11 protein-coding genes are annotated in these 14,253 nt (G+C 71.4%); all 11 read left to right on the top strand.

The annotated features are described in order from the left end of the window. The coding region (locus VED21_RS05570; RefSeq protein WP_324881330.1) for an SUMF1/EgtB/PvdO family nonheme iron enzyme at nt 1-1,378 on the top strand (1,378 nt) is incomplete at its 5' end. Nucleotides 1,379-1,544: 166 nt separating this feature from the next. After that, nucleotides 1,545-1,829, top strand: a complete 285-nt coding sequence (locus VED21_RS05565) for a hypothetical protein (RefSeq protein ID WP_324881329.1) — start codon at nt 1,545-1,547, stop codon at nt 1,827-1,829. Nucleotides 1,830-2,083: 254 nt separating this feature from the next. Beyond that, the gene (locus VED21_RS05560) at nt 2,084-4,300 is read left to right on the top strand and encodes an SH3 domain-containing protein (protein ID WP_324881328.1); all 2,217 of its coding nucleotides are present in this window, start codon (nt 2,084-2,086) and stop codon (nt 4,298-4,300) included. 60 nt (nt 4,301-4,360) lie between these two features. Then, the gene (locus VED21_RS05555) at nt 4,361-5,710 is read left to right on the top strand and encodes an amidase (RefSeq protein WP_324881327.1); all 1,350 of its coding nucleotides are present in this window, start codon (nt 4,361-4,363) and stop codon (nt 5,708-5,710) included. A gap of 73 nt (nt 5,711-5,783) precedes the next feature. Beyond that, entirely contained in the window at nt 5,784-7,976 is a 2,193-nt protein-coding gene (locus VED21_RS05550) for a peptidase domain-containing ABC transporter (protein ID WP_324881326.1), read from the top strand. Beyond that, the gene (locus VED21_RS05545) at nt 7,949-9,334 is read left to right on the top strand and encodes an HlyD family type I secretion periplasmic adaptor subunit (RefSeq protein ID WP_324881325.1); all 1,386 of its coding nucleotides are present in this window, start codon (nt 7,949-7,951) and stop codon (nt 9,332-9,334) included. Before VED21_RS05550 ends, VED21_RS05545 begins: the two co-directional genes overlap by 28 nt. 145 nt (nt 9,335-9,479) lie before the next feature. Continuing rightward, nucleotides 9,480-10,280: a 4-hydroxy-tetrahydrodipicolinate reductase gene (dapB, locus tag VED21_RS05540; protein ID WP_324881324.1), complete on the top strand. Its 801-nt coding sequence runs from the start codon at nt 9,480-9,482 to the stop codon at nt 10,278-10,280. A 76-nt stretch (nt 10,281-10,356) separates the two neighbouring features. After that, nucleotides 10,357-11,721 carry a TrpB-like pyridoxal phosphate-dependent enzyme gene (locus tag VED21_RS05535; protein WP_324881323.1) on the top strand — a complete coding sequence of 455 codons (1,365 nt, stop codon included), beginning with the start codon at nt 10,357-10,359 and terminating at the stop codon, nt 11,719-11,721. Between the two features lie 463 nt (nt 11,722-12,184). Further along, complete coding sequence (gene kynB / locus VED21_RS05530) at nt 12,185-12,817, top strand: arylformamidase (RefSeq protein WP_324881322.1); 633 nt, start codon at nt 12,185-12,187, stop codon at nt 12,815-12,817. Continuing rightward, nucleotides 12,814-14,055 (top strand): kynureninase, encoded by a 1,242-nt coding sequence (kynU, locus tag VED21_RS05525; protein WP_324881321.1) that lies wholly within the window; start codon nt 12,814-12,816, stop codon nt 14,053-14,055. The genes kynB and kynU overlap by 4 nt, the downstream gene beginning before the upstream one ends. Before the next feature lie 7 nt (nt 14,056-14,062). Further along, the coding region (locus tag VED21_RS05520) for a tryptophan 2,3-dioxygenase family protein (protein WP_324881320.1) at nt 14,063-14,253 on the top strand (191 nt) is incomplete at its 3' end.

Below are 14,253 nucleotides of genomic sequence, written 5' to 3'. Positions count from 1 at the left end.
CATCGGCGACCGCGTCGTGCTGATCGGCGATTACCTGACCATCGACCAGCTGGTGGCCGCCACCTTCAAGCCGGACGGCAGCCATCTGGGCGAGGCCGGCGCCTTCGAGTTCGCGGTGATGGACGGGCGCGGCGGCGTGGCCAAGGGGGGCGTGCCGATCACCGTCAAGCCCAGCAACCGCCCGCCGGCGGCGATGGCCGAACGCACGGTCAAGGTATCGCCCAACCCACTGCGCTTCGAGGCGCCCAGCGACCCCGACGGCGATACGCTGACGGTGGTCGTCACCGGCGTGCCGGAGCAGGGCCGGGTGCGCGACGGCGTGCGCCCGCTGAAGCCCGGCGACCGGTTGAGCGTCGAGGCGCTGGGCGGCCTGACCTTCGATCCGGAGCAGGCCAAGCCCGGCCGTGCCGGGACGTTTTCGGTGCTGATCGAGGACGGCCGTGGCGGCCGGGCGAGCAGCAGCATCGTCGTCGAGGTGGAGGATCCGGCCGCACCACCAAGCGCACCACCAAGCGCACCCGCCGTGGTGGCGAGCGCGCCGGTGCAGGTGGCCGCCGCGCCGGCCGCCGCCGAAGCGGCTGCCGAACCGCCGGCCTTGGCGCTCGCCACCCCGCCGGCGGCGGCAGGCCCGCCCGCCGGGGCCCCGCGCACGCAGGGCAAGGCCAACGGCTTCCAGGATTGCCCCGAGTGCCCGGTGATGGTGCGCATCCCGGCCGGCAGTTTCAGCATGGGGCACGACCGGGGCGACGCGGCGCAGCGCCCGGCGCATACGGTGACCGTGTCCAAGCCCTTCGCGCTCGGCGCCTACGAGGTGACGGTGGGCGAGTGGCGGGCCTGCGTGGAGGGCGGCGGCTGCACCATGATGCCGCGCATGACCAACGCCACCGATGATACGCCCGTCCACAACATCGACTGGAACGACGCGCAGGCCTATGTGGGGTGGCTCAGCCGCAAGACCGGCCAGCGCTATCGCCTGCCGTCGGAGGCGGAGTGGGAGTACGCCGCGCGCTCGGGCGGGGCGGCGCGCTTCTCCTGGGGCGAGGGCGGCGGGACGATGCGCGCCAACTGCCGGGACTGCGGCGGCACCTTCGACCGGCTGCGCCCGGCCTCGGTCGGCAGCTTCACTCCCAACAGCTTCGGCCTGCACGACATGAACGGCGGCGTAGCCGAATGGGTGGCCGACTGCTGGAACCCCGGCTACCGCGGCGCCCCGGCGGACGGCAGCGCCTGGACCACCGGCGACTGCAAGAAGCGCGTGCTGCGCGGCGGATCCTGGCGCGACGACCTGGAGCAGGTGTCGGCCACCGCGCGCATCGGCTACGACGCCGATGTCCGCTACCTCGCCGACGGTCTGCGCGTCGCCCGCGACCTGAACTGACGCGCAGTATTGTTTCCCGTGGACGTTCTTATCTTGCCTCGCCCGCAAGGGAAGAGGCGTGCCATGTCTCCGTGTCCTTTTGCGAGGGGCGAGGGCACAATTCGCGGGTTTCGCCTGTTTAAAGACGACGGAGCAATCCACTGGCGTCTTTGGAAAGGTAGGACTGATGAAACGAGCACTGCGATTTGCGGCGATCCTCGCGGTTCCCCTGGCGCTGGCCGCCTGCAACCAGACGAGCAACGGCGGCGGCGGGCTGTTCGGCGGTTCGGGCGGCGGGCTGTTCGGCGATTCCGACAATGTCCGTGGCGGCCGGTCCGATCCGCGCAGCGGCCCCTATGCCTACAACGGCCGCTGCGACGACCCGCGCTACAACACCTCGGGCAGCGGTCGCGCCGATGCCGGCACGGACGAGTTCGACTGCTCGCGCTATGGCGACGGCTTGAAGCGATAGAGCCGTGTTGAGCGATGGGCCGTGCCATGGTCCGGCCCATCGCTACCCCCTCCGGCTGATGTTGTCGACGAGACACGTTTTCCCGCTTGCGTGAACCGGAAAAAGAACGTCGGAATATCTCCGATGTTGTTCTTGTTCGGCTGGTGCGTGGCGTTCGCGATTTCAAAAGGATGCTTTGGGCGGCATCCCGCGAAGGGACGTATCCAAAAGAATTATGCCAAGACACCTTGCGGGGCGAACGAGGGGGTGAGAGGGTGAGCGGCAAACACCGATGGGTGGTTTGGGCGCTGATGGCGGCGTTCCTGTGGCTTGGCGGCCTTCCGGCCTGGGCGGCGGAGCGGCGGGTCGCGCTGGTCATCGGCAACGCGCAGTACCAGCGTGGAGGCGCCATACCGGCGGCCGGCGCCAACGCCGGCGTGGTGGCCGATGCCCTGCGCCGTGCCGGGTTCGAGGTGACGACGGCGAACAATCTGGAGCATCGCGGCCTCGTGGCGGCGCTGAGTCGGTTCCAGCAGGCGCTCTCCGGGGCCGACCTGGGCTTCGTCTACTACACGGGGCTGGCGTTGGGGATGGGCGGCAAGGGCTTCGTGGTGCCGGTCAACGCCAAGCTGGTCAGCGAGAATGACGTTGGCTTCGACACCATCGAACTCGACTTCCTTCTCCAGCAGGTGCAAGGGGCGAAGCAGGGCACCGTCGTGGTCGTCGACCCCGTCGTGCCGAACCCGCTGGCTGACCGGCTGGTGGCCGCCATGGGGCCGGCCGGGCGGACGGTATCGGCCGTGCCCGGGACGCCGCCGGTGCCCGACAACACCATCATCGTCTACAGCCAGCGGCCGGGCGTGCTGCCGGTGCCGTCCAGGGGCGGGGCCGCGGGGCCGTTCGCCGCGCTGCTGGCGCAGGAGATGGCGCGCCCCGGCGCCGAACTGCGCGACGCGCTGGCCCTCGTCGAACGCGAGGTGGCGGAGCGGACGCGCGGCGCCCAGCGGCCCTGGGTGCAGGACCGTTTGGACGGCGACATACTGCTGGTTCCGGCGTTCGCCGCGGCACCGCCGCCACCGGTTCCAACTCAGCCGCAGGAGCAGACGCCACCGCCCCAGGCGCCATCGCCTCAAACGGTGCCGGAACCACCCCGCGTCGCCGAGCCGGCGGTGGAGCCGCTGGCAGAGACCTACGTCGTAACCCGCGACACCAACCTGCGCGAGGCGCCCAACATCCGCTCCCCGGTGCTGCGGACGCTGCGGCGCGACAGCACGGTGGCGGTCACCGGCCGCGTCAAGGGTGGCGGGTGGCTGCGCGTGGAGACGGAGGGGCAGACGGGCTTCGCCTCCGCATCCAACCTCGGCCGCCCTGACCGGCAGGAGGCAATGGCGGAGCCGGACGCCGATGCCGCCGTTCGCCCACCCCCCGTCGCGCAGGCGCCGTCTCCGGGTTCGGCTTCGCCGGGCGCGTACACCGTGACGCGGCCGGTGACCCTGTTCACGCAGCCGACGCTGGGCGCGCGCGGCGTGCGTGAACTTGAGGCCGGCGCGCCGGTGATCGTCCTGGACACCATTCCCGGCACCAACTGGGTGCACGTGCGCGACCGCCTCAACCAGGAAGGCTACGTCAGCGCCGGCGCCCTAGCGCCGGAAAAGGGGGTGGCACAGGCGCGGGGGCCGGAGCCGCGGTCGGCCCAGCGGGCACCCGAACCGTTGCCGGAGGTGCCGCTGGCCGGGTCGGGCAGCAGCGTCGCGGCCCTGCCGCCCGAACGGCCGCCCGCCAAGCCGCAGGACGGGGGAAGCGGCGGGCGCACCTACCGTCCCGATGTGGAGGAGGCGCGGCGCGCCGGCCAGGAGGCCGCGGCGGGCGCCACGGAAGCGGCCGGCGCCGCGCGCCGGGCCGAGGAGCGTGGACGGCAGGCCCAGCAGCGCGCCCAGGCCGCCGCCGACGCGGCACGGCGCGGCGGCATCGACCCGCGCCTGCGCGTGCAGCGTTTCCCCAACGGTGACCTCTATGAGGGAGAATGGGTGATGGGCTCGCCGCTGTCCGGTGGGCTGGCGCTGCAGCGCAGCGGCTTTGGCGTGTACCGCTTCGCCAACGGCCTGCGTTACGAAGGCGAGTGGCGCAACGACACCATGAGCGGCGACGGAGTCCTGCTGTTCGGCACCGGCGACCGCTACGACGGCACCTTCCGCAACAACCAGCCGGACGGGCACGGAGTGTTCCGCTACCTGAACGGCGACGTCTATGCCGGAGAGGTCCGCCGCAACCGCCCGGACGGGTTGGGCGTGCTGAACTTCGGCAACGGCGACCGTTACGAGGGACGGGTCGAGGACCGCAACCCGAACGGCTTCGGCACGCTGGTGCTGTCGCGGGGCGACCGGCACGTCGGCCGATTCCGCGGCGGCATCCAGGACGGCCCCGGCGTCGCCATCTTCGGCGGTACCGCGCAGCCGGGCGTGTGGCGCGGTGCGACCAAGATTGGGGAATAGATTCCCCCGGGAAGGTGCCCGCGCTATACGGATGTGGCCATTTCCGCAACGGAGGTCCCCATGCCCGCCGCCCCGACGATCCTGTCGCTCGCCGCCGATCTGGCCGCCGGCCGCACCACCAGCGTGGCGCTGGCCGAGGCGGCGCTGGGCCGCATCGCCGACCCGGCGGGGGAGGGGGCACGGGCCTTCACGCTGGTCGACCGCGACGGCGCGCTGGCGGCGGCGCGGGCCAGCGACGCGCTGCGCGCGCTGGGCGTCGTGCCGTCGCCGCTGGCCGGGCTGCCGGTGTCGGTGAAGGACCTGTTCGACGTTGCCGGGCAGGTAACGACCGCCGGCTCGGTCGCGCTGAAGGACGCCCCGGCGGCGGAGCGTGACGCCCCGGTGGTGGCGCGGCTGCGGGCGGCCGGCGCCGTCATCGTCGGGCGCACCAACATGACGGAGTTCGCCTTCTCCGGCCTTGGCCTCAACCCGCACTACGGCACGCCGGGCAACCCGTTCGACCGGGCGTGCATCCCCGGTGGCTCGTCGTCGGGGGCCGCGGTGTCGGTGGCGGACGGCATGGCGGTCGCGGCCGTGGGGTCGGACACCGGCGGGTCGGTGCGCATCCCGGCGGCGCTGTGCGGCCTGACCGGCTTCAAGCCGACGCAGGCGCGCGTGCCGCGCGACGGGGCGGTGCCGCTGTCGTGGACGCTGGATACGGTCGGGCCGCTGGCGCGCTCGGTCGCCTGCTGCGCCGTGCTGGACGCCGTGCTGGCCGGCCAGGAGCCGGCGGTGCCGGAGGAGGCCGACGTGCAGGGCCTGCGCATCGGCGTGCCCCGGTGCCACGCGCTGGACGGGCTGGACGCCACCGTGTCCGCCGCGTTCGAGCGGGCGCTGAGCGCCCTGTCGCGGCGGGGCGCGCGGGTGGTGGAGTTCGCCATGCCGGTGCTGGACCGCGTGCCGCAGGTCAACGCCAGGGGCGGCTTCGCGGCGCCGGAGGCCTATTCCTGGCACCGCGACCTGCTGGAGCGGCGCGGCGAGTCGTACGATCCGCGCGTGCGCGTGCGAATCCTGCGGGCGGCGGAGCAGACGGCGGCCGACTACGTGGACCTTGTCCGCGCCCGCCGCGCGCTGATGGCGGAGGCCGACGCGGCGGCGCGCGGATTTGACGCACTGGCCATGCCGACGGTGCCGGTGGTGGCGCCGCGCATCGACGAACTGGCGCAGGATGCCGACTACGCCCGCATCAACGCCCTCGTCCTGCGCAATCCGTCGTTGTGGAATTTCCTGGACCGGCCGGCGGTAACGCTGCCGGTCGGGACCGGTGGACTGCCCGTGGGATTGATGCTGGTCGGCCGGCGCGGGCACGACCGGGCCTTGCTGTCTGTTGCGCGGGGCGTGGAATTCGTGGTCGTCCAGTCCGGCGGTTAAGGAAATTTTTGCCATCTTGGGCTGAGTGTGCGCACGCCGGCCTGCGCCGGTGGGACGCAGCAAGGCGTGAAAGATGGGTGATACGGTCGTTCTCGAAGCCCCCGCGGCCACCGCGCCGCCACCGACTCCGGCACCGCCGGCGCACAGCGCGCTGCAATGCCTCGTTGCGGTGGCCGGCCATCATGGAATCCAGACGAGCGTCGACCGGCTGGTGCACGACCACGTGCTGCCGCCGCACGAGCCGAAGACCGGCGTCCTGCTGGCGCTGGCTCGCACGCTGGGGCTGAAGGCCACGGCGTCCAAGCTCACCTGGGCGAAGCTGGTCGGCCTGGGCGCGGTCTTCCCCGTCCTGGCGCGGCTGAAGAACGGCAACACGGTCGTCGTCGTCGGCCCGCGCAAGGAGGGCGACACGGTCGCCGTCGGCGTCGTCGACCCGCTGGCCGACAAGCGCACGGTCTTCTTCGTCGACGAGGCGGCGTTCTGCGCGCAGTGGCAGGGCGAGACCATCCTGCTGAAGCGCACCTACAAGATCACCGACGAGGAGCAGCCCTTCGGCCTGGGCTGGTTCGTGCCGGAGATCCTGAAGCAGAAGGGGGCCTTCCGCGACATCGCGCTCGCCGCCATCGTCCTGCACTTCCTGGGCCTGAGCGTGCCGGTGTTCTTCCAGTTGGTGATCGACAAGGTGCTGGTGCACCACTCGATCTCCACGCTGTGGGTGCTGGCGGCGGGCGTGGCCGGGGCGATCGCGTTCGAATCGACGTTCGGTTTCCTGCGCCGCTACCTGCTGCTGGCCGCCACCACGCGCATCGACATGCGGCTGGCGCGGCGCACCTTCAGCCACCTGCTGGCGCTGCCCATCGACTATTTCGAGGCGACCTCGGCCGGCGTCACCGTGCGCCACATGCAGCAGGTCGAGAAGATCCGCCAGTTCCTCACCGGCCGGCTGTTCATGACCGCGCTGGATTGCACGGCGCTGTTCGTCTTCGTGCCGGTGCTGTTCCTCTATTCCGGCACGCTGGCCACCGTGACGATCCTGTTCGGGCTGGCCATCGCCGCCGTGGTGGTGGCGCTGATCGGCCCGTTCCGCACCCGGCTGAAGGCGCTGTACGACGCCGAAGCCTCGCGCCAAGCCATGCTGGTCGAATCGATCCAGGGCATGCGCACGGTCAAGTCCTCCGCCATCGAGCCGGTGCAGCGCCGCAAATGGGACCAGCGCACGGCGCGCGCCGTGGACCTGCACCTGAACGTCGGCCAGATCTCCAACGTCGCGCAGTCGATCACCCAGGTGCTGGAGCGCCTGATGCTGGTCGCCGTGGTGACGCTGGGCGCGCAGATGGTGTTCAACCAGGGCCTCAGCGTCGGCGCCCTGATCGCCTTCCAGATGCTGGCCGGCCGTGTCGTGGGTCCGCTGGTGCAGATCGTCGGGCTGGTGCAGGAGTACCAGGAGACGGCGCTGTCCGTGCGCATGCTGGCCGAGGTGATGGGCCGCCCGCCGGAGCGCCGCACGTCCGGCGGCCTTGCCCCGCAGCTGAAGGGCGGCATCGCCTTCGACCGCGTCACCTTCCGCTATGGCACCAACCCGACCCCGGCGCTGGACTCGGTGTCGATCGACATCCCGGCCGGGTCGGTGGTGGGCATCGTCGGCAAGTCCGGTTCGGGCAAGACGACGCTGACGCGCCTGATCCAGGGCTTCCACCCGGTGCAGCAGGGCGTCATCCGCTACGACGGCATCGACATCCGCGAGATCGACCTGGCGCACCTGCGCCGCTCGCTGGGCGTGGTGCTGCAGGAGAACTTCCTGTTCCGCGGCACGGTGCGCGAGAACATCGCCGTCACCCGCCCCGACGCCCCGTTCGAGGAGGTGGTGGCCGCCGCCCGGCTGGCCGGAGCGGACGAGTTCATCGAGACGCTGCCGCAGGGCTACGACACGCTGCTGGAGGAGAACGCCTCCAACCTGTCGGGCGGCCAGCGCCAGCGTCTGGCCATCGCGCGTGCCCTGCTGCCACGCCCGCGCATCCTGATCCTCGACGAGGCGACCAGCGCGCTGGACCCCGACAGCGAGGCGATCTTCATGACCAACCTCGCCGCCATCTCGGCGGGGCGGACGGTCCTGATCGTGTCGCACCGGCTGTCCACCATCGCCTCGGCCGACCTCATCCTCGTGCTCGACGGCGGCCGGGTGGCCGACCGCGGGACGCACGCGGAACTCCTGCAACGCTGCTCGATCTACAGGCACCTATGGCAAACCCAGAACCGTCACAGCTGAAGACGCTGGCCCCGAAAGCCAAGGGTGGCACGCCGTCGGAGCTGGAACTGGAGTTCCTGTCCGACGCCGACGCCATCGAGGCGCGCCCGCTGCCGCGCGCGGCCCGCATGACTCTGCACGCGCTGGTGCTGATGGTCGTCCTGGCGGTGGGCTGGGCCGCGGTGTCGGAGATCGACCGCATCGTCACGGCGCGCGGCAAGCTGATCACCACGCCGTCCACCATCGTCATGCAGCCGCTGGAGACCGCGGTCATCCGCGCCATCGACGTGCGGCCGGGGCAGGTGGTGCGCAAGGGGGCGACGCTGGCCACGCTGGACAGCACCTTCACCACCGCCGACGTGACCCAGCTGAAGACCCGGCAGGACAGCCTGAACGCGCAGATCCGCCGCCTGGAGGCCGAACTGGCCGGCGCCTCTACGCTGGGCCTGCCCGGCGACAGCCCGGACGCGCGGCTGCAGACGCAGCTGTTCAACGAGCGGCGCGAGTTCCGCCTCGCCAAGCTGTCGCTCTATGCCGAGAACCAGGGGCGCATCAAGGCGCTGCAGGACTCCAGCAAGCGCGACGAGGCGCTGCTGCGCGAACGGCTGCAGGCGGTCGTCGAGGTCGAGCGCATGCGCCTGGACCTGCTGCAGAAGCAGACCGGGTCGCGTCTCGCCATGCTGGAGAGCCGCGACCAGCGCTTGGCGGCCGAGCAGGAGCTGCAGCGCAACCTGAACCGCGCCTTCGAGCTGCGCCAGGAACTGGCGGTGGTCGAGGCCGAGAAGCGCTCGTTCGAGCAGGAATGGCAGCAGAAGGCGGCCGAGGAGCTGGTCACCGCCAAGCGTGAGCGCGACAGCGTCAGCGAGCAGCTGAGCAAGGCCGAGCGCCGGTCCGAGCTGGTGGTGATGACCGCGCCCGAGGACGCCGTGGTGCTGGAGGTGGCCAAGCGCTCCATCGGCTCCATCGCCAAGGAGGCGGAGCCGCTGGTGACGCTGGTGCCGCTGAACGCGCCGCTGGAGGCCGAGGTGCAGATCGAGGCGCGCGACATCGGCTTCGTGCGCTCCGGCGACCCGGCGCGCATCAAGATCGACGCCTTCCCCTTCCAGAAGCACGGCGTGGTCGAGGCCAGCCTGCGCACCATCAGCGAGGACGCCTTCTCGCGCGAGCGCCAGCTTCCCACCACCGATCCGGGCAGCGAGGCCTATTACCAGGGCCGGCTGGACATCGGCGCGCTGCACCTGACCGCGGTGCCCGACGGCACGCGCCTGCTGCCGGGCATGACGCTGACGGCGGAGATCGCGGTGGGCAAGCGCACGGTGCTCAGTTACTTCATCTACCCGATCCTGCGCGGCTTCGATGAAAGCATCCGCGAGCCGTAAGGTCGTCTACCTTACCTGGCCGCCATCGGCGGCCGGGTAAGGGTGAATTCCCGGATCCTTGCTGTTACCCTCACCCTCCCGCCCTTTTGGCGGGCCCCTCCCTCTCCCGGGGCGGGAGAGGGAAAAGAAACAAGGGAGGGATCTCATGACCATCAACGTGACCATGGTCGGCTGCACCGGCTGGGTCGGCCGGGCGCTCGTCCAGGCCATGGCCGGGGCGCCGGACTTGACGCTGGCCGCGGCCGTCGCGCGGTCGGCGGCCGGGCAGGACGCGGGCACCGCCGCGGGTGGTGCTGCGCTGGGCGTCACCATCGCCGCTTCGCTGGAGGAGGCGCTGCGCACGCCGTCCGACGTGGTGGTCGACTACACCAAGCCCAATGTGGTGAAGGGGCACGTTCTGCAGGCGGTCGCCGCCGGGCGCTCCGTCGTCGTCGGCACCTCCGGCATGACGGGCGAGGACTATGCCGAGATCGACCGGGCGGCGCGCGATGCGGGCGTGGGCGTGGTGGCGGCCGGCAACTTCTCCATCACGGCAACCCTCATGCAGCGCTTCGCGCTGATGGCCGCGCGCTACGTGGCGGACGTGGAGGTGATCGACTATGCCTCCGCCCAGAAGCCCGACGTGCCGAGCGGCACCGGGCGCGAGCTGGCCGAGCGGCTGTCGGAGGTGCGGCTCGACCCGACCTCGCGCGCCGTCGACACGCTGACCGGGCCGCGGGAGACGCGCGGTGCGGCGGTCGGGCGGGTCCAGGTCCATTCCGTCCGGATGCCGGGCTACGTGCTGTCGTGCGAGGCGCTGTTCGGCGCGGCCGACGAGCGGTTGAGCATCCGTCACGACGCCGGATCCAGCCCGACGCCCTATGTGGCGGGCACGCTGCTGGCGATCCGCAAGGCGGGCGAGGTGCCGGGCCTGCGGCGGGGGCTGGATTCCCTCATGGAAGGGTAGAATTCCCCCACGCCGGAAGTGCTATAACGGGCGACCCCGCGCACCGGGAATCCGGGCGCCCCGTTGGGAGGATCGCATGTCGGAAAGCACCAAGTACGTTCTGTCTGAAGACCGGATTCCGAAGGCCTGGTACAACCTGGCCGCGGACCTGCCGGTGCCCCTGCCGCCGCCGCTGCACCCCGGCACCGGCCAGCCGATCGGCCCGGACGACCTCGCCCCGATCTTCCCCATGGCGGTGATCCAGCAGGAGGTGTCGACCGAGCGCTGGATCGACATCCCCGAGCCGGTGCGCGACGTCTACCGCCTGTGGCGCCCCGCACCCCTGGTGCGGGCGCGGCGCCTGGAGAAGGCGCTGGGCACGCCGGCCAAGATCTACTTCAAGTACGAGGGCGTCAGCCCGGCCGGCAGCCACAAGCCCAACACCTCCGTCCCGCAGGCCTTCTACAACAAGGAGGAAGGCGTCAAGCGGCTGACCACCGAGACGGGGGCGGGCCAGTGGGGCTCCTCCCTCGCCTTCGCCGGCTCGCTGTACGGGCTGGAGGTGGAGGTCTTCATGGTGAAGATCAGCTACCACCAGAAGCCCTACCGCCGCGCGCTGATGGAGACCTACGGCGCCACCTGCATCGCCAGCCCGTCGGACATGACCGAGTCCGGCCGCGCCATCCTGGCGCAGAACCCGGATTCGACCGGTTCGCTGGGCATCGCCATCTCCGAGGCGGTGGAGCGCGCGGTGCAGCGCGACGACACCAAGTACGCGCTGGGCAGCGTGCTGAACCACGTGCTGCTGCACCAGACCATCATCGGCGAGGAGGCCATGCTGCAGATGGAGATGGCCGGCGACGAGCCGGACGTCGTCATCGGCTGCACCGGCGGCGGGTCCAACTTCGCGGGCCTCGCCTTCCCGTACCTGCGCGAGAAGATCAAGGGCAAGAACGTCCGCGTCGTCGCGGTCGAGCCGGCGTCCTGCCCGACGCTGACCAAGGGCACCTACGCCTACGACTTCGGCGACACCGGGCACCTGACGCCGCTGGTGAAGATGCACACGCTGGGCTCCACCTTCATGCCGCCGGGCTTCCACGCGGGCGGCCTGCGCTACCACGGCATGGCGCCGATGGTGAGCCACGTGAGGGAGCTGGGCCTGATCGAGGCGCGTGCCTACCCGCAGACCCCCTGCTTCGAGGCGGCGGTGACCTTCGCCCGCAACGAGGGCATCGTGCCGGCGCCCGAGTCCTCGCACGCGGTCAAGGCGGCGATCGACGAGGCGCTGCGCTGCAAGGCTGAGGGGAAGGCCGAGACCATCCTCTTCTGCCTGTCGGGCCATGGCCACTTCGACATGCAGGCCTACACCGACTACTTCGCCGGCAAGCTGCAGGACGTGCCGTACGACGAGGCGGCGCTGCAGGAGGCCCTGAAGGGCCTGCCGCAGGTCGCGGCGGAGTAAGCCCGTTTCCCCGGCCCCACCGTATGGCGGGGCCGGGGAAATGCAACCGGATGCAACACCATGCAACACTTTTTGGGGTGTTTTCATGTGTTGCATTGGGAGCGGCGTGCTTTCGGTGGTGACTCTTGCCCCCTCCCTAACCACAGCCGCCCGCAAGTCGGGCGGTTGCGTTCCGCCTACGGTCGCCTTCGGCGCCCGTCCGGCTTCGCCGTCGGCTCCACGCCCCCGCTTCGCGGTGGTGGGGACTGCCGCCGCTATACCCTCCACCGCAACGCGGGGGAGGGTGCCCGGAGCGCAAGCGAAGGGCGGGAGGGGGCAAGGCGCACGTCGGGCACTTTATGAGACACCATACCTTAAAATAGGAAAATTGGCAACGGGTTGGCCGTTCGACCGGACGGCATAGGGCCATTGCCGCCGCCCCGGCCGCTCCCGACATTCCATGGAAGGAACGGGAGGAGGTGCTGTGCGGAGGATCTGGGACATCAGCCCGGCGCTCAGGCCCGGCATCCCGGTGTGGCCGGGGGACACGGCGTACGAGGAGGTGCGGACCTGGGCCATCGGGCCGGGGTGCCCGGTCAACGTCGCGCGGGTCACGCTGTCCACCCACACCGGCGCGCACGCCGACGCGCCGCTGCACTACGACGCCGAGGGGGCGCCAGTCGGCGGGCTTGACCTCGACACCTACCTGGGGCCGGCGCGGGTGGTGGACGTGGTGGGTTGCGGGCCGCTGGTGCGGCCGGAGCGGGTGGCGGACCATCTGGCGGACGCGCCGCCGCGCGTGATCCTGAAGACCTGCGCCCATAATCCCGTCGAGCGCTGGGACCCGGCCTTCACCGCCGTGCACCCGGACACCATCGACCTGCTGGCCGCGCACGGCGTGCGGCTGGTGGGGATCGACACGCCGTCGCTCGACCCGCAGGAGTCGAAGAGCATGGACGCGCACGGACGGGTGCGGGCGCACCGGCTAGGCATCCTGGAGGGGCTGGTGCTGGACGGCGTGGAGGCGGGCGATTACGAGCTGATCGCGCTGCCGCTGAAGCTCGCCAACCTGGACGCGGCCCCGGTCCGCGCGGTGCTGCGGGAACTGGCGCCATGACGGGAATTTCGCGCGAGGATGCGCTGGCGTTGGACGCCGCCGACGAACTGGCGGCCGTGCGGGAGCGGTTCGTGCTGCCGGAGGGGGAGATCTACCTGGACGGCAACTCCCTGGGCGCCCTGCCGCGCGCGACGGCGGAGCGGCTGCGCCACGTGGTGGAAGCGGAGTGGGGCCGCGACCTGATCCGCAGCTGGAACGCGGCCGGCTGGATCGACCTGCCACAGCGCGTGGGCGACAAGATCGGCCGGCTGGTGGGCGCGGCGGCGGGGGAAGTGGTGGTGGCCGATTCGACCTCGGTCAACCTGTTCAAGGCGCTGTCGGCGGCGCTGCGCCTGCGCCCCGACCGGCGGGTGATCGTGACGGAGCGCGGGAACTTCCCGACCGACCTGTACGTCGCGCAAGGGTTGATCGAACAGCTGGGCGGGCGGCACGAGCTGCGCATGGTGGAGCGCGACGCGGTGGCCGGGGCCATCGGGGCGGACACCGCCGTGGTGATGCTGACGCACGTCGACTACCGCACCGGCGCCGTGCACGACATGGCGGGGGTGACGGCCGCGGCGCACGGGCAGGGGGCGCTGATGCTGTGGGACCTCGCGCACAGCGCCGGGGCCATGCCGGTGGACCTGGACGGCTGCGGCGCCGACCTCGCCGTGGGGTGCGGGTACAAGTACCTGAACGGCGGGCCGGGGGCGCCGGCCTTCCTTTACGTGGCAAGGCGGCACCAGGAGGCGTTTCGGCAGCCGCTGACGGGATGGATGGGGCACGCGGAACCCTTCGCCTTCGGCACCGGGTACCGGCCGGCCGACGGCATACGGCGCGCGCTGTGCGGCACGCCGCCGGTGCTGAGCCTCGCGGCGCTGGAGGCGGGGGTGGACGAACTGCTGGCCGTCGACCTGCGGGCGGTACGGCGCAAGAGCCTCGCCATGACCGGGCTGTTCCGGCGGCTGGTGGCGGGTATGGGGCTGGAATTGGGGCTGGAGCTGGCGGGACCGGAGGATCCGGCGGCCTGCGGCAGCCAGGTGAGCCTGCGCCACCCGCAGGGCTACGCCATCGTGCAGGCGCTGATCGCGCGCGGGATCGTCGGCGACTTCCGGGCGCCGGACATCCTGCGATTCGGCTTTGCACCACTGTACCTGCGCTTCGCCGACGTGTGGGACGCGGCGGCGGCCTTGCGGGACGTTCTGGAGACCGGCGCCTGGGACCGGCCGGAGTTCCACCGGCGCCACGCGGTGACGTGAGGGACGGATGACGGAAAAGAACGAGCACGGCATCACAGGACAGGGCGCCGATCACGGGGCGCACACCGACTTCGCGGTCGACATGAGCTATGGCGACTATCTGGGGCTGGACCGGCTGCTGAACTCGCAGGTGCCGCTGTCGGACAACCACAACGAGCTGCTGTTCATCATCCAGCACCAGACGACCGAGCTGTGGAT

Origin of the sequence: Azospirillum sp. (genome assembly GCF_035627195.1) — a bacterium.
GTDB lineage: Bacteria > Pseudomonadota > Alphaproteobacteria > Azospirillales > Azospirillaceae > Azospirillum.
The sequence above is the reverse complement of the archived record's forward strand: the minus strand, read 5'-3'. Positions and strand labels throughout refer to the sequence as shown.

What these genes read in the sequence shown, in the direction of transcription:
- VED21_RS05565 (WP_324881329.1), top strand. Translation starts at nt 1,545, where the DNA reads ATGAAACGAGCACTGCGATTTGCGGCGATCCTCGCGGTTCCCCTGGCG.
- VED21_RS05555 (WP_324881327.1), top strand. Translation starts at nt 4,361, where the DNA reads ATGCCCGCCGCCCCGACGATCCTGTCGCTCGCCGCCGATCTGGCCGCC.
- VED21_RS05550 (WP_324881326.1), top strand. Translation starts at nt 5,784, where the DNA reads ATGGGTGATACGGTCGTTCTCGAAGCCCCCGCGGCCACCGCGCCGCCA.
- VED21_RS05545 (WP_324881325.1), top strand. Translation starts at nt 7,949, where the DNA reads ATGGCAAACCCAGAACCGTCACAGCTGAAGACGCTGGCCCCGAAAGCC.
- dapB (WP_324881324.1), top strand. Translation starts at nt 9,480, where the DNA reads ATGACCATCAACGTGACCATGGTCGGCTGCACCGGCTGGGTCGGCCGG.
- VED21_RS05535 (WP_324881323.1), top strand. Translation starts at nt 10,357, where the DNA reads ATGTCGGAAAGCACCAAGTACGTTCTGTCTGAAGACCGGATTCCGAAG.
- kynU (WP_324881321.1), top strand. Translation starts at nt 12,814, where the DNA reads ATGACGGGAATTTCGCGCGAGGATGCGCTGGCGTTGGACGCCGCCGAC.